Raw genomic sequence first — 21,227 nt, 5'->3', positions numbered from 1 at the left:
TCAGTAAATATCCGACTAATACGTCATGTTAGCGATATCTCGTCTGAGGGTCTAGACACATCGCGCCCGGGGGATTACAAAGACATCCCATGTCCATGTGGTGAAGATCTCTTCACCTTCCGGAAACATCCGCTGGAGGTAGACCTTCGTGCGCACGCATCGCCAGAGCGGGTCACCGTGACGGAGCTGGTCACCGCGGTCGAGGCCCACGACATCCGATTCCCCACCTCTCGATACCTCGACGGTTCCGACGCCATGAACCCCGAGCCCGACTACTCCGCCGCCTACGTGATCGTGCGGACCGGCGGCGGGCAGGAAGGGCACTCGCTCGCCTTCACCGTCGGGCGCGGCAACGAGATCGCCGTCGCCGCCGTGGAGTCGCTGGCGCCGCTGGTCACCGGACGGCCGGTGGCCGAGGTGCTCGGCGATCTCGGCGGGGTGTCGCGCCGGCTCACCGGCGACAGCCAGCTGCGCTGGCTCGGCCCGGAGAAGGGCGTCATCCACATGGCGGCGGGGGCCGTGCTCAACGCCCTGTGGGACCTTCGCGCGCGCAGGGCGGGCAAGCCGCTGTGGCGGCTGCTGTCGGAGCTGTCACCTGAGGAGATCGTCGACGTCGTCGACTTCCGCTACCTGGAGGAGGCGCTCACCCGGGAGGAGGCGCTGGTCATCCTGCGCGGCGCCGAGCCGGGCCGCGCCGAGCGCCGCGCACGCCTGCTCGCCGAGGGCTACCCGGCCTACACCACCACCCCCGGCTGGCTCGGCTACACCGATGACAAGCTGGTCCGGCTGGCCAAGGAGGCGGTCGCCGACGGGTTTCGCCTCATCAAGCTGAAGGTCGGCGCCGATCCGGCCGAGGACGTGCGGCGCGTACGGCTGGCCCGCGAGGCGGTCGGCCCCGATGTGCGCATCGCCGTGGACGCCAACCAGGCATGGAACGTCGGCCAGGCGGTCGAATCTCTGGCCCCGCTCGCCGAGTTCGACCTGTACTGGATCGAGGAGCCCACCTCCCCCGACGACGTGCTCGGCCACGCCGCCATCCGCAAGCGGGTCGCGCCCATCAAGGTCGCCACCGGCGAGCACGCCCACAACCGGGTGATGTTCAAGCAGTTCCTGCAGGCGGGCGCGATCGACATCCTGCAGCTTGACGCGGCCAGGGTCGCCGGGGTCAACGAGAACATCGCCATCCTGCTGCTGGCCGCCAAGTTCGGGGTGCCGGTGTGTCCGCACGCGGGTGGCGTCGGCCTGTGCGAGATGGTCCAGCACCTGTCGATGTTCGACTACGTGGCCGTCAGCGGCACCACCGAGGACCGCGTCATCGAGTACATCGACCACCTGCACGAGCACTTCACCGACCCGGTGGTGATCAGAGACGGCCGGTACGTCGCTCCCCTCGAACCAGGCGGAGGCGCCGAGATGCGTCCGGCGTCGCGCGCCCAGTACGCCTATCCGCACGGCCCCCGGTGGGCCCCCGACACAGCCCCCGACACAGCCGCTGACACAGCCGCCGGCGGCAGAGGGGCGGCCGGCACCGACCTGGCCGTGGACGGCGGCATGTACGGCCTTCGGCCGCGACCAAGCACAGGAAAGGAACGACCATGAGACGAGGACTCGCCCTGGGAACGGCCGTCGCCCTGGCGGCCGGCCTGACCGGCGCCTGCGGGGGCGGCGCCGGCAGCGGCACGGCGGCCGCCCCGGAGGGCGGCAAACCGGTCGTCGGGGTGGACTACCCCCGCTCCGACACCGACTTCTGGAACTCCTTCATCAAGTACGTCCCCCAGTTCGGCGCCGAGAACGGTCTGGAGCTGAAGACCTCCAACTCGCAGAACGACATCTCCAAGCTCACCGCCAACGTGCAGAGTCTCATCAGCCAGGGCGTCAAGGGCCTCGTGCTGGCGCCGCAGGACACCGCCGCCGTGGCGCCCACCCTCCAGCAGCTCACCGCCAAGAAGATCCCCGTCGTCATGGTCGACACCCGCCCCGAGCAGGGCGACGCCTACATGGTCGTACGCGCCGACAACCGGGCCTACGGGGAGAAGGCGTGCAAGTTCCTCGGCGAGAAGCTGTCCGGCAAGGGCAAGGTCATCATGCTCCAGGGCGACCTGGCCTCCATCAACGGCCGCGACCGCACCGAGGCGTTCAACGACTGCATGAAGGCCGGCTACCCCGGCATCACGGTGTTCGGCGAGGCCACCAACTGGGACGGCGCCATCGCCTCGCAAAAACTCCAGACGCAGCTCACCGCCCACCCCGACATCAAGGGCGTCTACATGCAGTCGAGCTTCGCCCTGTCGGGCACCCTCCAGGTGCTCAAGCAGCGCGGCCTGCTGGTCCCTCCGGCCGACTCCAAGCACGTCTTCGTCATCTCCAACGACGGCATCCCCCAGGAGCTGAAGGAGATCGCCGCCGGCAACATCGACGCCACCGTCTCACAGCCGGCCGACCAGTACGCCAAGTACGCGCTGGAGTACACCAAGGCCGCCATCGACGGAAAGACGTTCAAGCCCGGCGCGACCGACCACGACAGCACCATCGTCCAGGTGCGTCCGGGCCTGCTGGAGGACCAGCTCTCCGCGCCCCTGGTCACCGCCGACGGCGCCACCTACGGCGACGTCCCGAGCGTCAAGTCGGACGACTCCTCGCTGTGGGGCAACAACCTTGGCGGCTGACCGGGCGCCCGCTCCTCTCGTCGAGGCGGTGGGCGTCACCAAGAGATACGGCGAGACCGTCGCGCTGGACCGCGCCGGAATCCAGATCATGCCCGGCCGGACTCACGCCCTGGTCGGCCGCAACGGGGCCGGGAAGTCCACCCTGGTCTCGATCCTCACCGGGCTCCAGCCCCCCGACGAGGGCGAGGTGCGGTTCGGCGGCGAACCCGCCCCGCGCCTCGCCGACCGCGACGCCTGGCGGCGGCGGGTGGCCTGCGTCTACCAGAAGTCCACGATCATCCCCGAGCTGACCGTGGCGGAGAACCTCTACCTGCACCGCCACGACCTGAACCGGTTCGGGCTGGTCCGCTGGGGCGCGCTGCGGCGCAAGGCGGCCACGCTGCTCGCCGACTGGTCGGTGGACGTCGACGTACGCCTGCCGGCCGGCGAGCTGGACGTCGAGCAGCGGCAGTTCGTGGAGATCGCCCGCGCGCTGTCCTTCGGCGCCCGGTTCATCATCCTCGACGAACCGACCGCCCAGCTCGACGCCGCCGCCATCGCCCGGCTGTTCACCCGCATCCGCGCCCTGCAGGAACAGGGAGTGACCTTCCTGTTCATCAGCCACCACCTGCGGGAGATCTACGAGATCTGCGACACGGTCACCGTCTTCCGCGACGCCCGGCACATCCTGACCACCACGGTGGCCGACCTGACGCACGCCGAGCTGGTGGCGGCGATGGCGGGAGAGGCCACCGGCCTGGCCACCGCACTCCCCCGGGCCTCCGTGCCCGCCGATGCCGGCGTGGTGCTCGGCGTGCGCGACCTGTCATACGGCGACGCCTACCGGGAGATCGACTTCCAGGTCCGGGCCGGCGAGATCGTCGGCCTGGCGGGCGCGACCGCCAGCGGCCGGACCGAACTGGCCGAGACCGTCGTCGGGCTGCGCGCGGCCGATTCGGGCGCGATCGAGGTCGCCGGCCGCCGCCCCCGTCCCGGCAGCGTGCCCGACGCGCTCGCCGCGGGTGTCGGTTTCGTCCCCCGCGACCGGCATCACCAGGGATTCGTCTCGATGATGTCGATCGCCGACAACGCCACCATGACCGTCCCCGAACGGCTCGGCGAGGCCGGCCTGATCAACGGCCGGCGACGTGACCGGCTGGCCAGGACCCTGATCACCAACCTGGCGATCAAGACCCCCGGTCCCGGCCTGCCCGTGATGGGCCTGTCCGGCGGCAACCAGCAGAAGGTCGTCATGGCCAGGGCGCTGGCCTCCGATCCCCGGCTGCTCGTGCTGATCACCCCCACCGCCGGGGTGGACGTGAGGTCCAAGGAGTTCCTGCTCGGCAAGGTCGAGGAGACGGCCGCCAAGGGGAGCGGCGTGCTGATCGCCTCCGACGAGCTCGACGACCTGCGGCTGTGCGACCGGCTGCTGGTGATGTTCCAGGGCCGCCTCGTCGCGGAGATGGCCGCCGGATGGCACGACCACGACGTGGTGGCGGCCATGGAAGGAGTCCGGCTCGATGCCCTCGACGCCTGAGAAAACCCTCACGCCCGCCGCGGAGAGCGCCGTCCCCCCGCGGGAGCGGCCACGGGTGCGGCTGGCCCGGCTGCGCGACCTCGCGCTGATCCCCGCGATCATCGTGATCGCCGTCGTCGGCCAGATCGTCCACCCGATCTTCCTGCAGGGCGACAACCTGATCAACATCCTGCAGACCATGTCGGAGATGTCGCTGCTGGTCATGGCGCAGACGATCGTCCTGGTCGCCGGCAAGATGGATCTCTCACTGGAGTCGACCTTCGGTCTCGCGCCGGGCGTGGCCGCCTGGCTGACCGTCGCCGTCGGCTCGGGCGCCGGGCTGGGCGTGCTGTCGGGCGTCTGGGCGATCCCGGTCACCCTGGCCGTCGGCGCGCTGATCGGCGCGATCAACGCGCTGCTGATCGTGCGGTTCGGGCTCAACGGCTTCATCGTCACCCTCGGCATGCTGATCGTGCTGCGCGGCCTGCTCACCGGCATCTCCGGCGGCCAGACCTTCTTCAACCTGCCGCCGTCGATGCTCTACCTCGGCTCGGCCCTGTGGCTCGGCGTGCCCGCCTCGATCTGGCTGTGCCTGCTGCTGTTCGCCGCCGGCATCGTGCTGCTCGGCTTCACCCGCTACGGCCGCGCCCTGTACGCCATCGGCGGCAACGTGGACGCGGCCAAGGCCGCCGGCATCCGCACCGGCCGGGTGCTGTGGACCGCCCTGGTGGGCGCCAGCCTGCTCGCCGCCCTCGGAGGCCTGCTGCTGTCGGGACGCCTCGCCTCGGTGGCCGCCGCCCAGGGCGACGGCGCCATCTTCACCGTGTTCGCCGCGGCCGTCATCGGAGGCGTCAGCCTCAACGGCGGCAAGGGCACCATGTTCGGCGCGTTCACCGGCATCCTGCTCCTCTACATGATCCAGAACGTCCTCACCCTGGCCGGCGTGCCCGCCCAGTGGATCCAGGCACTCAACGGCGCCATCATCCTCATCGCCCTCATCCTGTCCCGCCTCACCGGAGGAAAAGTCCAGGAATAACCCGCCCCAGACAGCCATTCCCCGTTCCTCCGCCACGGCACTTCCAAGCGCCACACCCCCTACCGATGGGAACGACAATGTCCGACGAGCACGACCTGACACGCAGGCGACTGATGCAGATCGGAACAGCCGGAGCCGGCGCTCTGCTGTTACCGCTGCAATGGACGGCGGCCGCGCGGGCCGCCTCGGCGCCCCCTCCAGCGGTGAGCGCCGCGGGCGACCTGGCGCTGTGGTACGACGAGAGCGCCGGCACCGACTGGCTGCGCGCGCTCCCGATCGGCAACGGCCGCCTGGGCGCCATGGTGTTCGGCAACGTCGACACCGAGCGGCTGCAGCTCAACGAGGACACCGTCTGGGCCGGTGGGCCCTACGACCAGAGCAACACCCGGGGCGCGGCGGCGCTCGGACAGATCCGGCAGCTGGTCTTCCAGAACCAGTGGAGCCAGGCCCAGACCCTGATCGACCAGAACATGCTCGGCAGCCCCGCGGGCCAGCTGGCCTACCAGACCGTCGGCAACCTGCGGCTCGCCTTCGGCAACACCTCCGGGGTCTCGGAGTACAACCGCTATCTGGACCTGACCACGGCCACCACGACGGTGTCGTACCTGAAGAACGGCGTGCGCTACCAGCGCGAGACGTTCGCGAGCGCGCCGGACCAGGTGATCGTCATGCGCCTGACCGCCGACAGGACCGGCTCGATCACGTTCTCCGCGACGTTCGACAGCCCCCAGCAGACGACGCGATCCAGTCCGGACGGCACGACGGTGGCGCTCAGCGGCGTCTCGGGCAACATGGAGGGCAAGACCGGCGCGGTCCGGTTCATGGGCCTGGCGCGGGCCGTCATCGAGGGCGGCACCGTCAGCAGCTCCGGCGGCACGCTGCAGGTGACGTCCGCGAACAGCGTGACGGTGCTGATCTCGATCGGCTCCAGCTACCGCAACTTCCGCGACGTCAGCGGCGACTACCAGGGCATCGCGCGGCAGCATCTGAACGCCGCCGTCGCCAGGACCTACACCGACCTGCGCGCCCGGCACGTCGCCGACTACCAGCGGCTGTTCGGGCGCACGACGCTCGAGCTCGGCCGCACCTCGGCGGCCGACCAGCCGACCGACGTGCGGATCGCGCAGCACAACAGCGTCAACGACCCGCAGTTCTCGGTGCTGCTGTTCCAGTTCGGCCGCTACCTGCTGATCTCCTCGTCCCGGCCCGGCACCCAGCCGGCCAACCTGCAGGGCATCTGGAACGACTCGCTGGCACCGTCCTGGGACTCGAAGTACACCATCAACGCCAACCTGCCGATGAACTACTGGCCGGCCGACACGACGAACCTGTCGGAGTGCTTCGAGCCGGTGTTCGAAATGATCAACGATCTCACGGTCAGCGGAGCCCGCACGGCCCAGGTCCAGTACAACGCCGGCGGCTGGGTGGCCCACCACAACACCGACGCGTGGCGGGGCAGCTCCGTCGTCGACGGCGCGTTCTGGGGCATGTGGCAGACCGGCGGCGCGTGGCTGGCCACCCTGATCTGGGAGCACTACACCTTCACCGGCGACACCGCGTTCCTCCAGCGGTACTACCCGGCGATGAAGGGCGCCGCGCAGTTCTTCCTCGACACCCTCGTGCAGGAACCGAGCCTCGGGTTCCTGGTCACGAACCCGTCGAACTCCCCGGAGCTGGCCCACCACAGCGGCGTCAGCGTCTGCGCCGGCCCCACGATGGACAACCAGATCCTGCGCGACCTGTTCAACGGCTGCGCCAAGGCCGGCCAGGCGCTCGGCGTCGACGCCGACTTCCGGACGCGGGTCCTGGCCGCCCGGGACCGGCTCCCTCCGACGAAGACCGGCTCGCGCGGCAACATCCAGGAGTGGCTGTACGACTGGATCGAGACCGAGCCCGCCCACCGGCACGTCTCCCACCTCTACGGCCTGCACCCCAGCAACCAGATCACCAAGCGCGGCACCCCGGCGCTGTACAACGCCGCGCGGCGCACCCTCGAACTGCGCGGCGACGACGGGACCGGCTGGTCGCTCGCCTGGAAGATCAACTACTGGGCGCGGATGGAGGAGGGCGCCCGCGCGCACACCCTGATCCGTCTTTTGGTGACGACGGCCCGGCTCGCGCCGAACATGTTCGACCTGCATCCTCCGTTCCAGATCGACGGCAACTTCGGCGCGACGTCCGGTATCGCGGAGATGCTCCTGCAGAGCCACAACGGCGAGCTGCACGTGCTCCCGGCGCTGCCCACGGCCTGGCCGGCCGGGAAGGTGCAGGGCCTGCGGGGGCGTGGCGGCTACACGGTGGACACGACGTGGAGCTCCGGCACGGCCACCGAGATCCTCGTCAGGTTCGACCGCGACGGGACCGTCAACGTGCGCAACCGGATCTTCACCGGTACCTACCAGGTGGTCGACACCGCGAGTGGCGCCGCCGTCACCGTCACCAAACCCGAGTCCGACGTCGTCGCGCTGACCGGCCAGGCCGGCCGCACGTACCGCCTGACCGGAACCGGCGCACCGCAGCCCACCTATGTGCGGATCGCCAACGGGACCACCGGCCTGGTCCTGGACAGCGGCGGCAACGTCGCCTCCGGGTCGAACCTCAAGCAGTGGAACAACGACGGCAGCGCCAACCTGCAGTGGCAGCTCGTCGACCTGGGCAGCGGCTGGTACCGCATCGTCAACCGCACCAACGGCATGGTCATCGACAGCTGGGGCAACGCCGCCAACGGCGCCGTCGCCCGGCAGGCGGCCTGGGGCGGCGGCAACAACCAGCAGTGGCGCCTCAACAACGTGGGCAACGGCCGCTCCCAGATCATCAACCGCGGCACCGGTACGGCCCTGGACGGCATGGGCAACAGCACCGCCGGCTCCACCGTCGCCATGTGGGCGCCCAACACCAACACCAACAACCAGTGGACCATCACGGGCGTGTGACGGTCGGCACCTGTCCCAGACCTGATCCATGTGTGCTCCGCCGCGACCGGCCACCGGTCGTGGCGGAGCACATCCCGGTGTGCGCGTCGCGCCCCGGGACGGCTCCGGCGCCCAGCCGGCGGCCGGGCCGGCACGAACGCCGGGCGTTCGGACCGGCGAGGCGTTCGTGGTCGGAGTTTTCCTCGCCGGAAGCCGATCGGAAGGGGAACCGCCACACCTGACAGCCAGGTCACAGAAGTTAGCGGAATTCGGTCCGAAATTCATGATTGCCAAGTCGTAACTTCTGTGAAACTTTCACTTGCGCGGGCGCCGTCAGACGATCCCTCCCCGGACGAATGTCCAGGCAGGGAAGCGTGCCGACGGCGACGCTCAGGTCAGCGAGGATCGCGGCTCGTTGACGCCGGTCGACCAGTCGGATGTACTCCGCGACATCACCCCCCTCAGGAGCAGGCCATGGAGATCTGGAACCTCAAATGTTAGCGGTAACAATTTCCCGGCCCACCGCTGCGGCGCAGGGCCACGTGTCGTGCATCACCTCGATCAGCGCCTCGTCGAGCGCCGTGGACCAGCAGAACACCACCTTCCGGGCAATTTCACGACCGTAATGTTAACGCTAACAAGTTCTTGAAAGGAGAATGATGCGTCCTGCCAGGCGAAATGGTGCGGGCCCGCCTTCTCCTGCCGCACCTCCAGCGACCCCACCAGCCCCAACGGCTGGTCATCACCACGAACCCTCTTCTCCGGCAGCATCTCCTGCTCCGGAACCGGCCCCGTCGACCAGGCCTCATCGGCGCCGACCAACGATGGAACCGCACCTGACCGTAGCCGCGCTCAAGGTCCGGTTCCTCGGACCACGTGAACCGGACCTTGAGCCTGCTCGCCGCCGTCGGTGCCGGCCCCGAGACGCGGCGGACGCCGGCGGCTCACATGGCCTTCGCCGCCGGGACGGTACGGCTGACGCTGCCGGACCGGCGGCACGGTCCGACAATTCCCCCCACCCCCCTCGGAGTTCACATGTCACCCCTTAGCCGACGCCAACTGTTCCAGGCGGCGGGCATCACCGCCGCCGCCGCAGCCGCCGGTCAATTCACCGGCATCGCGCCCGCCTTCGCCGAGATCGCCCCCGTCCGCCCCGACATCGGCGTGTCCGCCCACCCGTTCGAGTTCGGGCAGGTGCGCCTGACCTCCGGCCGCTGGCTGGACAACCAGAACCGCACCCTGGCCTACCTGCGGTTCGTCGACGTCAACCGGCTGCTGTACGTCTTCCGCGCCAACCACCGGCTGTCCACCCAGGGCGCGGCGGCCAATGGCGGCTGGGACGCCCCCAGCTTCCCCTTCCGCAGCCACATGCAGGGGCACTTCCTGACCGCCTGGGCCCAGGCGTACACGGTGACCGGTGACACCACCTGCCGCGACAAGGCCAACGCCATGGTCGCCGAACTGGCCAGATGCCAGGCCAACAACGGCGCCGCCGGCTTCAACACCGGCTACCTCTCCGGCTTTCCCGAGTCCGACTTCACCGCGCTCGAGGCCCGCACGCTGAGCAACGGCAACGTGCCGTACTACTGCGTCCACAAGACCCTGGCCGGGTTGCTCGACGTGTGGCGTTACATGGGCAACCTCCAGGCTCGCGACGTGCTGCTGGCGTTGGCCGGCTGGGTCGACTGGCGGACGAGCCGGCTGACCTCCAGCCAGATGCAGGCCATGCTGGGCACCGAGTTCGGCGGGATGAACGCCGTCCTGACCGACCTGTACCAGCAGACCGGCGACGCGCGCTGGCTGACCGCCGCCCAGCGGTTCGACCACGCCAGCGTGTTCAACCCTCTCGCGTCGAATCAGGACCAGCTCAACGGCCTGCACGCCAACACCCAGGTGCCCAAGTGGATCGGCGCCGCCCGGGAGTACAAGGCCACCGGCACGACCCGCTACCGCGACATCGCCTCCAACGCCTGGCGTATCACCACCGGCGCGCACACCTACGTGATCGGCGGCAACAGCCAGGCCGAGCACTTCCGGGCGCCAAACGCCATCGCCGGGTACCTGGCGCGCGACACCGCCGAGGCCTGCAACACCTACAACATGCTGAAACTGACGCGGGAGCTGTGGCTGCTGGACCCGAACCGGGCGGACTACTTCGACTACTACGAGGGGGCGCTGATCAACCACCTCATCGGCCAGCAGAACCCCGCCGACGCCCACGGGCACATCACCTACTTCACCCCGCTCAACCCCGGCGGCCGCCGGGGTGTCGGTCCCGCCTGGGGCGGCGGTACCTGGAGCACTGACTACAACTCCTTCTGGTGCTGCCAGGGCACCGGTATCGAAGTGAACACCAAGCTGATGGACTCCATCTACTTCCACAACGGCACGACGCTGACGGTGAACCTGTTCACCCCGTCGGTGCTGGACTGGAGCCAGCGCGGCATCACGGTCACCCAGACGACCTCCTTCCCGGCGAGCGACACCGTCTCGCTCCAGGTCACCGGTAACGTCAGCGGCTCGTGGGCGATGCGCGTCCGCATCCCCTCCTGGACGAGCGGCGCCACGGTCAGCGTCAACGGCGCCCAGCAGGACATCGCCACCACGCCCGGCTCGTACGCGACGATCACCCGGTCGTGGACCTCCGGCGACACCGTGACCGTGCGCCTGCCGATGCGCGTGGTCATGAAGGCCGCCAACGACAACCCGAACGTCCAGGCGGTCACCTACGGGCCGCTGGTGCTGTCGGGCAACTACGGCAACACCGCGCTGTCGGCGCTGCCGTCGCTGAACCCCGCGTCGGTCACCCGGACGAGCACCTCGGCGCTCACGTTCACGGCGACCGCCAACTCCGCGACCGTCAACCTCATCCCGTTCTACGACGCCCACGGCCACAACTACACCGTTTACTGGAACACCAACGGCCAGGGCGGCACGGGGACGGCGAGCTTCCGGCTGCAGAACGCGGCCACCGGGCTCGTCCTCGGTGTCCAGAACATGTCCACGGCCGACGGCGGCCTGGCCGTGCAGTGGGCGGACAACGGCACCGCCGACCACGACTGGGTCCTGGTCGTGGACGGCAATGCCGTCAAACTGCGCAACGTCAACAGTGGCAAGGTCCTGGGCGTGGAGAACATGGCCACCACGGACAACGCCCGCGTGCTGCAGTGGGGCGACACGGGCACCGCCGACCATCGATGGACGGTCGTGGACGCCGGGGACGGGACCCACAAGCTCCGCAACGTCAACAGCAACAAGCTGCTGGCCATCCTGAACGGCTCCACGAGCCAGGGCGCGCAGGCCGTCCAGGATCCCGACAACGGCAGCGGCGACAACCAGTGGCGCTTCCTGCCCACCGGCGCGCGCCGCATCCAGAACGTCGCCAGCGGCATGGTGCTGGGCGTGACGAACATGTCCACCGCCGACGGCGGCCTGGTGATCCAATGGGGCGACACGGGCACCGCCGACCACCTGTGGACGGCCGTGACCGACACGGGCGGCTACTTCAAACTGCGCAACTCCAACAGCGGCAAGGTCCTCGGTGTCGAGAACGCCTCGACGAGCGCGGGCGCCCGGGTGGTCCAGTGGGCCGACAACGGCACCAACGACCACCGCTGGCGGCTCCGGTACGGCACCGGCGGCTCCTTCCGCATCCAGTGCGCCAACGGCGGCCGCGTCCTGGGCGTCAGCGGCGGATCCACCGCGCAGGGCGCCCAGGTCGTGCTGGCCGACGACACCGGCGCCAACGACCGCCTGTGGCGATTCCTGTGAGCGGTTCACGGTAGACGACGCGAAGCGAGAGGGCCGGGCCCGGAAGGGCCCGGCCCTCCTCCTCAGATGGCCGGTTCAAGTCGGGTGCGGGTGCCTTTCAGGCGCAGTCTCAGCATCGGGGCCGGCGTCCCCCCGAAGTGGGCCCGGTCGGCCGGGCCCCGGTAGTCGAGGAAGCTGACCACGCGCAGGTCGTCGAGCACCATCCAGGCGTAGGCCTGGTCCGGCTGGGCCGCCGGGTTCCCGATGACCAGGCCGGAGCCGTTCAGGGGTTCGTAAGGGCCCTCCAGCCTCGCGGAGACGAAACCGTAGAGGCCGGTCGGGGCGGCGCCCTCCGGTTCGAACGACTGGCGGTGGGTGCAGAAGAACAGGTAGTGGAGGCCGTCGTGGGTCACGACGTGAGGGCGTTCGATCTCGCGGTTGATCCCGTCGGCGACCAGGAGCGGCGGGCGCAGCGGCCGGCCCTCGGACTCCGGGCCCGCCAGCGCGACGGCGCCCATGTGACGGTCGCCCCACGGGATGGAGGCCGCGATCAGCAGATGGCCCCGGAACCAGGCCGGGTCGCGGAAGGCCCGGATCTTGCCCGGCCCGCCTTCGCGTTCGTCCGCCGGAAGATAGAACTCGCCCCCGGAACGTACGATCTCCCGATGCTCGGCCGATCTCGGTTGCCCGGGCTCTCCGTTGAGCGGTAGCCGGGCCTCGAACACCCGCTGGGCGAAGGTGGGCCGCTTCTCGTCGCGGTGCCCGGTCACCGTGTAGAAGACCGAGACCGTGTCGTCCGTACGCCGGATCGCCGTACCGGACCACTCGCGGCTGCCCGGCGACTCGCCGTCGGGGAAGACGTTCCCGAGGTCGATCCACTTCCCCTCGTCCAGGGCGAGCAGGCGGATGCGGGCGACGTCGTGGCGGTCCTCCGGATGGCCGGCCGCCGGGGCGGTCAGGCCCATCCAGAGTTCGCGGCCGTCGAAGAGGGCGGTGGCACCGCTCTCTTCCTGGATCGGCCACATGTCCCACAGGTCCAGGCCGGGCAGCGCCGCCTCGACGGGGCCGAGGATGGGCGGTGCGGTCGTCGCCGGGTCCTCGGTGATCAGGTCGAGGTGATGCCGCGTCCACCGGGTGGTCGTGCTCACTCGTTCTCATTTCCGTTCAGGGCCGCTCGGGCCAGTTCCGCCGCGCCGGTGATCCCGGACAGATTTCCGAGTCCCGGCGGGGTGATGACGGTGTCCAGGGGATAGCCACCGGCCAGTTCGGCGGTGCGGGCCCTGACCAGATCGAGCAGGCCGGGCCTGGCGCCGACCCCGCCGCCGATGATCACCGCCTGTGAGGACAGGGTGGCGGCCAGGTTGTGCACGGCCAGCGCCAGATACTCGGCCTCCAGTTCCCAGGGTTCGCCGTCCTCCAGTTCCTGCGCGGGCCGCCCCCAGCGCTGCCGCATCGACGTACCCGAGGCCAGCCCTTCGAGGCAGTCTCCGTGGAACGGGCACACGCCGGGAAACGGGTCGCGCGTGGTGTCGTGGGGCACCCGCATGTGCCCGGCCTCCGGGTGGGTGCGGCCGTGCAGGGGCCGCCCGTGCACGATGACGCCCACCCCGATCCCGGTGCCGACCGTCATGTAGGCGAGCGTGTGCAGCCCCCGCCCGGCGCCGTGGCGCAGCTCACCGATGGCGGCGCCGTTGACGTCGGTGTCGAGCCCGACCGGCACCCCGAGCCCCTCCCGGAAGGGCGTCACCACGTCGGTGCCCGACCAGCCGGGTTTGGGGGTGGTGGTGATGCGCCCGGCCGCCAGGTCGACCGGCCCGAAGGTGGCGACGCCGATCGCCGCCGGTGCGGGATGGCGGCGGAAGAAGCCGACGGCGGCCGGGATGGTCTCGTCGGGGGTCGTCGTCGGGACCACCTCGGTGGCCACGATCTCTCCGTCGGTGTCGACGAGTGCGCACACCCATTTCGTGCCGCCGGCCTCGACTGCTCCGTACATGATCATCCCTTCAGCGAACCCTGGAGCAGGGCCGTGACGAAACGCCGTTGGAAGATCAGGAACACCGTGAGCGTGGGTGTCAGGATGAGCAGCGAGCCCGCGCACAGCAGTGGGATGTCGGTGCCCCACTGCCCCTGGAAGGCGCCCAGGGCGCCGGACATGGTGCGTTGCAGCGGGTCGTCGACCAGCACGATGGCCAGCAGGAACTGGTTCCACGTCCACAGGAACAGCAGGATCGCCAGCGACGAGGTCGCCGGGGCGGCCAGCGGCACGTGCACCCGCCAGAAGAGCTGCCAGGTCCCGGCGCCGTCGATGCGGGCGCTCTCCGACAACTCCTCGGGCATGTTCACGAAGTGGGCCCGCATCCAGAACACCGAGAACGGCATGAAAAGCCCGATCAGCGGCAGGATGATCGCCCACCGGGTGTTCAGCACGCCCATGTCGCGTACCAGGTAGTAGAGCGGTGTGATGATGCCCTCGAACGGCAGCGTCAGCCCCAGCGCGAACGCGAGGAAGACGAACCGCCGCCCGGGGATGCGCAGATGCCCGATGGCGAATCCGGCCATGGTGGCCACGACCAGCGAGATCGGCACCACCCCGAGCACGATCAGCACGCTGGACTTGAGCAGCTCGGTCATCCGGGCGGCGGTGAACGCGGTGACGAAGTTGCCCCACTGCGGGTCGTCGGGCCACTCAAGACCCAGCGGGTAGCTGCCCGACGGGTGGAGCGCGGTGACGAGGAGACTGAGGAACGGCAGCAGCGTGGCCGCCATCAGCACCAGCAGCAGCACCCGGCCGGTCCAGGCCTCACGGCGATCGGAGATCATGATTTGCGGTCCCTGGTGAGCCACTGGATCGGCAGTGCGCACGCGATCACCAGCACGGTGAGGACCACCGCGAGGGCCGAGGCGAGGCCGACCTGACGTTCGGAGAAGGCCAGGTAGTAAATCTCCAGGCCGGGCACCATGCTGGCGTTGCCGGGCCCGCCCTGGGTCGAGATGTAGACGATGTCGAAGCTGGCCAGCGCGGCCACGACCGTGACGGTGACGGTGACCCCGATCTCCTGCCGCAGGCTGGGCAGGGTGATCGAGAAGAACTCGCGGAGGGGTCCGGCGCCGTCGAGACGCGCGGCTTCGTACAGGGCCGGATCGATCTTGCTCATCCCCGCCAGCAGCAGGAGCGTGCACAGCCCCAGGAGCACCCAGGCGCCGATCACCCCGACCGCCGGCAGGGCCGTCGAGAAGTCGCCCAGCCAGGCGCGGGTGATCTTCTCCAGTCCGATGGACGTGAGGATCTGGTTCACCAGCCCGGTCGAGGACAACAACCAGCTCCAGGTGATCCCGGCCGCGACCAGCGGGATGACCTGCGGCAGGAAGATGACCGTGCGGGCCACCAGAGCCAGGCGGCTGGTGGCGATGCGACGGATCGTCGCCGCGATGGCCAGCCCGAGCACGACCGGGACCGCGCTGAAGAACACGATCAGCCTCACCGCGTTGAGGATCGAGGCGAACAGGTCGGGGTCGGTGAAGACCCGCAGGTAGTTCTGGACCCCGGTCCAGGTGGCCACGCCGATGCCGTCCCACCTGTAGAGGGAGTACTGCACCGTCATGGCCAGCGGCTGGATCACGAACACGACGTAGAACGCGGCCGCGGGCAGCACGAACACCCAGCCGGCCCATCTCGACCCGCTCCGCCGTTTCACGGCCGCCTTCACCTCAGCCTCCCTTGACCTGGCTCTGGTAGTCGGCCTGCACGCTCTTGAGCAGGCCTTCGGGGGTCTGCTTCCCGCCCACCAGCTTCTGCAGGTTCGGCGTCCAGCTCTTGGCGTAGATCGCGCCGGTGGCGTTGGCGATGAAGTCCATCGCGCCGTTGTCCTGCGCGATCCGCGCGCCCGCCGCCAGGGTGCTCTCGGTGACGGTGCCCTCCGCCACCGGCGGCATCGGCCCGTCGGCCGGGCCCATCGGGTGGGAACCGCCGACCTGGACGCCGATCGTGCGTGCCTGCGTGTCGGTGGCGACCCAGTCGAGGAACTCGGCGGCGCAGTCGGCGTTCTTGGCGTTCGCACCGATGCCGAACGCCAGCGGGGCCGACATGGCGGCCCGCTTGCCGCCGGCCTGGGCCGGTGGCATCAGGAAGAAGCCGATGTCGCCCGCCATCTGCTTGTCGAGGTTGCCCGACTCCCAGTCGCCGTTGAACATGAACAGGCCGTCGCCGCCGATGAAGCGGCTCATCATCGTGGCGTAGTCGACGGCGTTGACGTCCTTCCAGAAGTATCCGGCCTTGATCCACTTCTCCAGGTGCCGGGTGGCCTGGAGGTTGGACGGGGTGTCGATGGTCGCGCCGGACTTCTGGAAGATCCACTCGTTGATCGGCGCGGGCGGGCCGTAGGAGGCCATCAGGTCCTGGAGCGGGAAGGCCAGACCACCGGTCGCGCCGCCGTTGAACTGGGCGATCGGGACCAGGCCCGCGTCCTTGGCCTTGGCCAGGGCTGCGTCGAGGTCGGCGAGGGTCTCCGGCGGATCGGTCATGCCGATCCGCTCGGCCAGCTTCTTGTTGTAGAACACGCCGGTCATGGAGAAGTTCAGGCCCATGGCGTGGAGGGAACCCTCACCCCGCACGGCGCCGCCGGGCGCCAGGCGCATCTGTTCGAGCTGGGAGGCGGGCCACTTGTCCCAGCCGTAGACCTTGGCGTACCCGTCGAGGTTCTTGAGCAGGTTGTTCTTGACCAGTTCGGAGACCTGGGGAAGGCGCATCAGGTCCGGCGGGTCGTCGGCCAGTACGCGCGGGGCGTTCTGGGTGATCACCGCGAACTGGTCCTCGCGGATGTCCCAGGTGACGTTCGGGTGTTGCTTGGTGAACTCGGTGGTGAGCGCCCTGGGCAGGGGGAATCCGGTTTCGAAGTAGCCCTTCAGCGTGACCGGCGCGGTGCCGCAGGTCGGCGCGGCCGACAACGACGACGCGGCGGCCGTCGGTTGCGCGGTGCCGCTTCCCGGCGCCGCGCAGGCGGCGGCCAGGCCTCCCCCCAGGAGGACCACCATCGCCACGCGGCTCCGGCGGGAGTGAACTCGACGAGACATGGTGCGTCTCCCTTTGCTAAATCGGATTAGCGATGCGATAGTCTCACCGCACGCATTCGATGGTGTCAAGGCCCCGTAATTCAGCTGGAATGTTGGAGGTCTCCCCCGTGAGTCGACGCCGGGTCACCTTGGCGGATCTGGCCCAGGCGGCCGGAGTGTCCCGTACCACCGCCTCGCTCGTGATGACGGGCAGGGGCCGTGAGCTGCGCATTTCCCACGATGTCGAGCAGAGGGTACTGCGCGCGGCGGACGAGTTGGGCTATCGCCCGAACGCGGTCTCCGTCGGATTGCGAACCGGAACGAGCCGGACGATCGGCTTCGTCTCCGACACCGTCGCGACATCCCGCCTCGCCGGAGACATGATCAAGGGCGCCCTGGAGGCCGCCCGCGAACGCGGCGTGATGTTGTTCATCGGTGAGACCGAGGGCGATCCCGAACTGGAGCGCGGCCTGCTGCACGCCATGCAGGACCGCCAGGTCGACGGCATCATCCTGGCCGCCATGTACACCCGGACGATCAAGGTCCCGAAGGACATCGGCCCCGCCGTCCTGCTCAACGCACTGGCGAAGCCGGCCTCCAGCCTGCCGTCGATCGTCCCCGACGAGGTGGCGGCCGGACGGGCGGCGGCCCGGGTGCTGCTCGACGCCGGCCACCACACGGAGGTCTACCTGATCGGGGCGGGACCGAGGTCGCGCGACATGCCCGCCGCCGGCGTCGCGGAGGTGGAACGCCTGGCCGGCATCAGGGAGAGCGGCCTGAAGATCGCCGGAGCCCGCGCCTGCGCCGACTGGCAACCCGAGAACGGTCTGGCCGCGACCCGGTCCCTGCTGGCCGACCACCGGCCCCGGGCGCTGATCTGCCTCAACGACCGGCTGGCCCTGGGCGCCTACCAGGCGTTGAGCGACGCCGGGCTCTCGGTTCCCGAGGACGTGTCAGTGGTGTCGTTCGACGACCACCCCATCGCGTCGTGGATGCGACCCAAGCTGACGACCGTGGCACTGCCGCACCACGAACTGGGACGCAGGGCGGTGGAGGTGCTGTTCGCCCAGATGGGTGAGGAGGCCGAACCCGGCCAGGTGCACCGGGTCCCCATGCCGGTGAGACACCGGGAGTCGGTCGCGCCCCCGTGACCCGCGGGGGCGAGTTGATCCGGTGTTTCACGCCGGGCGGCCGGCGTGGCAATCGTCGATCCGGCCCGGCGCCGTGCCGCCTCGTGCCGCCTCGTGCCGCGCCGGCTCCCTCGGCCCGACACTGTCGCGTCGCCGATGCGGGCGACCGGGGGCGGCCGACAGACCGCTTTCTCGCAGCGGTCCGTCGGCGGCGCGGTGGTCCGGCGTCAGAAGTTCTTGTTACGGACCGTCCAGGGTGCTTTGGCCGCCAGGCCTGAGGGGCTCAGGATGTACGAGCGTGCCGTGGCGTTGCCGTTGAGGGTCATGTCGAGGAAGTGGACGACGGCGGTCATGCCGTCCGTTCTCTGACTGCCGGTGATGAAGCCGGCGTGGCCCGCCTGCGGATGCTCGGCCAGCACGGAGGGTACCCGCGCCATGTCGTAGGTGGCCCGGGTGTTGTCGTAGGCGATGTCGGAAGATCCACCGTCCATGAACATCGCCGGGGAGTGCAGCTTGTAGATCTCTGAGCGGGGGTAGCCGAACGAACCGTCGGCGAAGAATCCGCTGTCGAGCGAGACGACGCTCTTGACTCGAGAATCCTGGGCGGCGACCAGCGCCTCCAGCCCGCCACAGGAATGACCCGCGGTGGCGACCTTGGACAGATCCAGTCGCTGGTAGAGCGGTGAGCCGTTGCGGACGTTCTCCCTCTCGGCCCAGGTGATTCCCTCGGTCAGCAGCGACGGCATCGGAGACCCGCTCGGCACCCCGTTCGCCGCGCCGTTGACGGATGCGGTGTTCACCACCACGAAGCCGCGGGCGGCGATGAACGTCAGCGCCTGGATCACCTCGCTCCCGTTGGTGTGCGCGCACGCACCGTTCCCGAAGAGCAGCACGGGCATGGTGCTCCCCACGGCCGCGGGGTTGGACGGCCGGAAGATGGTGTAGCGGTTGGTGCCGTAGGCCCCTTCCCTCGTGACCGGGTAGTTGTTCTCGATCGCAGGCCGACTCGTCGGGGTCGGGGTCGGAGTTGGGGTTGGGGTCGGGGTTGGGGTCAAAGTCGGGGTCGGAGTCGGTGAGGTGACGGAGCCGGTACACGTTACGCCGTTGAGGGCGAAACTCGTCGGCGTCGGGTTGGAGCCGTTCCAGCTCCCGTTGAACCCGAAGCTCACGCTGCCGCCGTTGGGGATGGTCCCGTTGTAGGAAAGGTTGGTCACCGCGACCTGGGCACCGGATTGGGTGAAGGAGCCGTTCCACAGTTGGGTGATGGTCTGCCCGGCTGGATATGCCCACGTGAGCGTCCAGCCATTGACGACATCACCCAGATTGACGATGTCGACGCTCGCGCCGAAGCCTCCGGACCACTCACTGGACTTCGTGTAGGAGACCTGACAGCCTGCAGCGGCCGCTGATGCGATGTGCATGCCGCCCACACCGGCCCCAGCGATCAGAAGCATGGCGAAGACCGACGAACTCAGTCTTCGGCGTAAGAAGTCGGCATATCTCATGAATGTCTTCCCTTCTTCGAGAAGCGGCGATCTCCGCGCCGGCTTCACGCCATCGGTGCCGATAACCCGCACAACCGCTCCGGGTCCACTGCTGGTCGGCGCTGCCATGGCAGTCCCACCCTTGCGGTTGCGTACCGTCGGCGATGCCGGCGTTCGGCACGTCCGGCAACACCCACACCCGTCAAGGCGATGGCGAGGGGCAGAGCAATCGACCACCGCGCCCCGGACACGTGCTCGGCTTTCTGAGAGGGTCCGCAAGTTTCGTTAAAATAACCAGTTTTGACCTTTTCATCACGAATAGCGCCAGATGGGATATCTGGGGAGCACGAAATCCGATACTCGGCGGACGGGCCGGCGATGCCATGGTGGTGAAACCGGCGGAAGGCGCCATGCGTCAGCCGCTTGCCCCTCCCCAGGCGAGGAGAGCCGCGGCGGCAAGACGTGAGACCGGCAAAGGTGGTGTTTTCCCAGGTCTCACGGCACTTGTGGTCGCGACGTGCGTTACGTCGGCGCATGAGTTGTTATCGCTAACAATTTGTGTCGAAAGCTCTCCCCTCATTACAGAACATCCGTCGGTGATGGCGCGGATTAAACACAAGATGCGCTCACTACGTCAAGAGCCAGCTGTGCGACAGATCGACCGAACCGAGGGGCCGACCGAGCAGGTTCACGATGTAATTCGCACCTGACCAGCGGGGACGCTGTTATCTCGCGTCATCGATCTTGGCCACTCCCAGATCTGCCGGGCCGTAAGTTTCAAGGTTTATGCCGAAAGCTAAGGGTGACGAAGCTGGTCGACCTGCACAGACGTTTCCGAAATTTTCGGGAAAGACTTGACATGTTTCGGTGATGTTTCCAGACTGAGTCTCCAGACGGCCCCCGCCCCGTCGGTGGTGCACGGCACAGGGCCCTCTGTGTGGCGCTTTGCGGTGCGCGCCTCCCGATGATGGCGCGGCGTCGATCTCGCAGGTGAAGTCCGTGTTTCCTTCGTTTCCGTCACCCATTCATGGAGTTCAACGCATGGGCATGAACGACTTACCCCCATCTGGCACCCGCCGCCGCCTCGGCGGTCTCCGCCAGGTACTGATCGCCGGTGCCCTCGGCACCCTCGTGCTCGGCACGATCACGGCGGTGACCGTCCCGGTCTCCGCCGGTGCCGCTTCCACCAGTGCCGCCGCGTCCACGCTCGGTGCGGCGGCCCAGCAGAGCGGACGCTACTTCGGCACCGCGATCGCGTCGGGCAAGCTCGGGGACTCGCAGTACACCACGATCGCCAACCGCGAGTTCGACATGATCACCGCCGAGAACGAGATGAAGATCGACGCCACCGAACCCAACCGGGGCCAGTTCAACTTCTCCAGCGGTGACCGCGTCTACAACTGGGCCGTGCAGAACGGCAAGCGGGTGCGCGGCCACACCCTGGCCTGGCACAACCAGCAGCCAGGCTGGATGCAGTCCCTGTCGGGCGGCACGCTGCGCCAGGCGATGATCGACCACATCAATGGCGTGATGAACCACTACAAGGGCAAGATCTACGCCTGGGACGTCGTCAACGAGGCCTTCGCCGACGGCAACTCCGGCGGCCGGCGCAGCTCCAACCTCCAGTCCACCGGCAACGACTGGATCGAGGTCGCCTTCCGCACCGCGCGCGCCGCCGACCCGGCCGCCAAGCTCTGCTACAACG

Annotated in this window: 15 protein-coding genes and 1 pseudogene; 10 read left to right on the top strand and 6 right to left on the bottom strand. The window is 69.0% G+C overall.

Features of this window, described 5'->3' with window-relative positions; translation table 11 throughout:
* The first annotated feature begins 177 nt into the window (after positions 1 to 177).
* From ACSDR0_RS39460 to ACSDR0_RS39430, 7 genes and pseudogenes are all read left to right on the top strand, one after another.
* Positions 178 to 1,599: an enolase C-terminal domain-like protein gene (locus tag ACSDR0_RS39460; RefSeq protein WP_435294069.1), complete on the top strand. Its 1,422-nt coding sequence runs from the start codon at positions 178 to 180 to the stop codon at positions 1,597 to 1,599.
* A complete protein-coding gene (locus tag ACSDR0_RS39455) occupies positions 1,596 to 2,666 on the top strand; it encodes a sugar ABC transporter substrate-binding protein (protein ID WP_435294068.1) in 1,071 nt (356 codons plus the stop codon). The genes ACSDR0_RS39460 and ACSDR0_RS39455 overlap by 4 nt, the downstream gene beginning before the upstream one ends.
* A gap of 28 nt (positions 2,667 to 2,694) precedes the next feature.
* A complete protein-coding gene (locus ACSDR0_RS39450; protein ID WP_435294067.1) occupies positions 2,695 to 4,182 on the top strand; it encodes a sugar ABC transporter ATP-binding protein in 1,488 nt (495 codons plus the stop codon).
* Positions 4,166 to 5,197 carry an ABC transporter permease gene (locus tag ACSDR0_RS39445; RefSeq protein WP_435294066.1) on the top strand — a complete coding sequence of 344 codons (1,032 nt, stop codon included), beginning with the start codon at positions 4,166 to 4,168 and terminating at the stop codon, positions 5,195 to 5,197. Before ACSDR0_RS39450 ends, ACSDR0_RS39445 begins: the two co-directional genes overlap by 17 nt.
* 65 nt (positions 5,198 to 5,262) lie before the next feature.
* Positions 5,263 to 8,130, top strand: a complete 2,868-nt coding sequence (locus tag ACSDR0_RS39440; RefSeq protein ID WP_435294065.1) for a glycosyl hydrolase family 95 catalytic domain-containing protein — start codon at positions 5,263 to 5,265, stop codon at positions 8,128 to 8,130.
* A 667-nt stretch (positions 8,131 to 8,797) separates the two neighbouring features.
* Positions 8,798 to 8,989: pseudogene (locus ACSDR0_RS39435) on the top strand (non-reducing end alpha-L-arabinofuranosidase family hydrolase); the annotation flags it as partial.
* Positions 8,990 to 9,144: 155 nt separating this feature from the next.
* Positions 9,145 to 11,880 (top strand): beta-L-arabinofuranosidase domain-containing protein, encoded by a 2,736-nt coding sequence (locus tag ACSDR0_RS39430; protein ID WP_435294064.1) that lies wholly within the window; start codon positions 9,145 to 9,147, stop codon positions 11,878 to 11,880.
* Positions 11,881 to 11,942: 62 nt separating this feature from the next.
* On the opposite strand, the gene ACSDR0_RS39425 is transcribed toward ACSDR0_RS39430, so the two are convergent.
* From ACSDR0_RS39425 to ACSDR0_RS39405, 5 genes are read right to left on the bottom strand one after another with little or no spacing between them, the layout of a single operon-like run.
* Positions 11,943 to 13,007, bottom strand: coding sequence for a glycoside hydrolase family 68 protein (locus ACSDR0_RS39425; protein WP_435294063.1), 1,065 nt, complete (start codon positions 13,005 to 13,007; stop codon positions 11,943 to 11,945).
* Complete coding sequence (locus ACSDR0_RS39420) at positions 13,004 to 13,852, bottom strand: ROK family protein (protein ID WP_435294062.1); 849 nt, start codon at positions 13,850 to 13,852, stop codon at positions 13,004 to 13,006. The genes ACSDR0_RS39425 and ACSDR0_RS39420 overlap by 4 nt, the downstream gene beginning before the upstream one ends.
* A gap of 2 nt (positions 13,853 to 13,854) precedes the next feature.
* Positions 13,855 to 14,679, bottom strand: a complete 825-nt coding sequence (locus ACSDR0_RS39415) for a carbohydrate ABC transporter permease (protein ID WP_435294061.1) — start codon at positions 14,677 to 14,679, stop codon at positions 13,855 to 13,857.
* The gene (locus ACSDR0_RS39410) at positions 14,676 to 15,566 is read right to left on the bottom strand and encodes a carbohydrate ABC transporter permease (protein WP_435294060.1); all 891 of its coding nucleotides are present in this window, start codon (positions 15,564 to 15,566) and stop codon (positions 14,676 to 14,678) included. Before ACSDR0_RS39410 ends, ACSDR0_RS39415 begins: the two co-directional genes overlap by 4 nt.
* Position 15,567: 1 nt before the next feature.
* The gene (locus ACSDR0_RS39405) at positions 15,568 to 16,929 is read right to left on the bottom strand and encodes an ABC transporter substrate-binding protein (protein WP_435294059.1); all 1,362 of its coding nucleotides are present in this window, start codon (positions 16,927 to 16,929) and stop codon (positions 15,568 to 15,570) included.
* Positions 16,930 to 17,036: 107 nt separating this feature from the next.
* On the opposite strand from ACSDR0_RS39405, the gene ACSDR0_RS39400 reads away from it, so the two are divergent.
* The gene (locus ACSDR0_RS39400) at positions 17,037 to 18,059 is read left to right on the top strand and encodes a LacI family DNA-binding transcriptional regulator (RefSeq protein WP_435294058.1); all 1,023 of its coding nucleotides are present in this window, start codon (positions 17,037 to 17,039) and stop codon (positions 18,057 to 18,059) included.
* A 206-nt stretch (positions 18,060 to 18,265) separates the two neighbouring features.
* Here ACSDR0_RS39400 and ACSDR0_RS39395 read toward each other — a convergent pair whose 3' ends face one another.
* Entirely contained in the window at positions 18,266 to 19,651 is a 1,386-nt protein-coding gene (locus tag ACSDR0_RS39395; RefSeq protein ID WP_435294057.1) for a cellulose binding domain-containing protein, read from the bottom strand.
* A gap of 35 nt (positions 19,652 to 19,686) precedes the next feature.
* Between ACSDR0_RS39395 and ACSDR0_RS39390 the strand changes: the two genes are divergently transcribed.
* Together ACSDR0_RS39390 and ACSDR0_RS39385 are read left to right on the top strand one after the other, a co-directional pair.
* A complete protein-coding gene (locus ACSDR0_RS39390; RefSeq protein WP_435294056.1) occupies positions 19,687 to 20,232 on the top strand; it encodes a hypothetical protein in 546 nt (181 codons plus the stop codon).
* Positions 20,233 to 20,569: 337 nt separating this feature from the next.
* Positions 20,570 to 21,227: endo-1,4-beta-xylanase (locus tag ACSDR0_RS39385; RefSeq protein WP_435294055.1), on the top strand; the 658-nt coding region annotated here is incomplete at its 3' end.

Origin of the sequence: Streptosporangium sp. G11 (assembly GCF_051192615.1) — a bacterium.
GTDB lineage: Bacteria > Actinomycetota > Actinomycetes > Streptosporangiales > Streptosporangiaceae > Streptosporangium.
This window is presented reverse-complemented; position numbering and strand designations above follow the sequence as displayed.

What these genes read in the sequence shown, in the direction of transcription:
- ACSDR0_RS39440 (WP_435294065.1), top strand. Translation starts at nt 5,263, where the DNA reads ATGGGAACGACAATGTCCGACGAGCACGACCTGACACGCAGGCGACTG.
- ACSDR0_RS39415 (WP_435294061.1), bottom strand. Translation starts at nt 14,679, where the DNA reads ATGATCTCCGATCGCCGTGAGGCCTGGACCGGCCGGGTGCTGCTGCTG.
- ACSDR0_RS39405 (WP_435294059.1), bottom strand. Translation starts at nt 16,929, where the DNA reads ATGTCTCGTCGAGTTCACTCCCGCCGGAGCCGCGTGGCGATGGTGGTC.
- ACSDR0_RS39445 (WP_435294066.1), top strand. Translation starts at nt 4,166, where the DNA reads ATGCCCTCGACGCCTGAGAAAACCCTCACGCCCGCCGCGGAGAGCGCC.
- ACSDR0_RS39395 (WP_435294057.1), bottom strand. Translation starts at nt 19,651, where the DNA reads ATGGCAGCGCCGACCAGCAGTGGACCCGGAGCGGTTGTGCGGGTTATC.
- ACSDR0_RS39390 (WP_435294056.1), top strand. Translation starts at nt 19,687, where the DNA reads ATGCCGGCGTTCGGCACGTCCGGCAACACCCACACCCGTCAAGGCGAT.
- ACSDR0_RS39420 (WP_435294062.1), bottom strand. Translation starts at nt 13,852, where the DNA reads ATGTACGGAGCAGTCGAGGCCGGCGGCACGAAATGGGTGTGCGCACTC.
- ACSDR0_RS39430 (WP_435294064.1), top strand. Translation starts at nt 9,145, where the DNA reads ATGTCACCCCTTAGCCGACGCCAACTGTTCCAGGCGGCGGGCATCACC.
- ACSDR0_RS39455 (WP_435294068.1), top strand. Translation starts at nt 1,596, where the DNA reads ATGAGACGAGGACTCGCCCTGGGAACGGCCGTCGCCCTGGCGGCCGGC.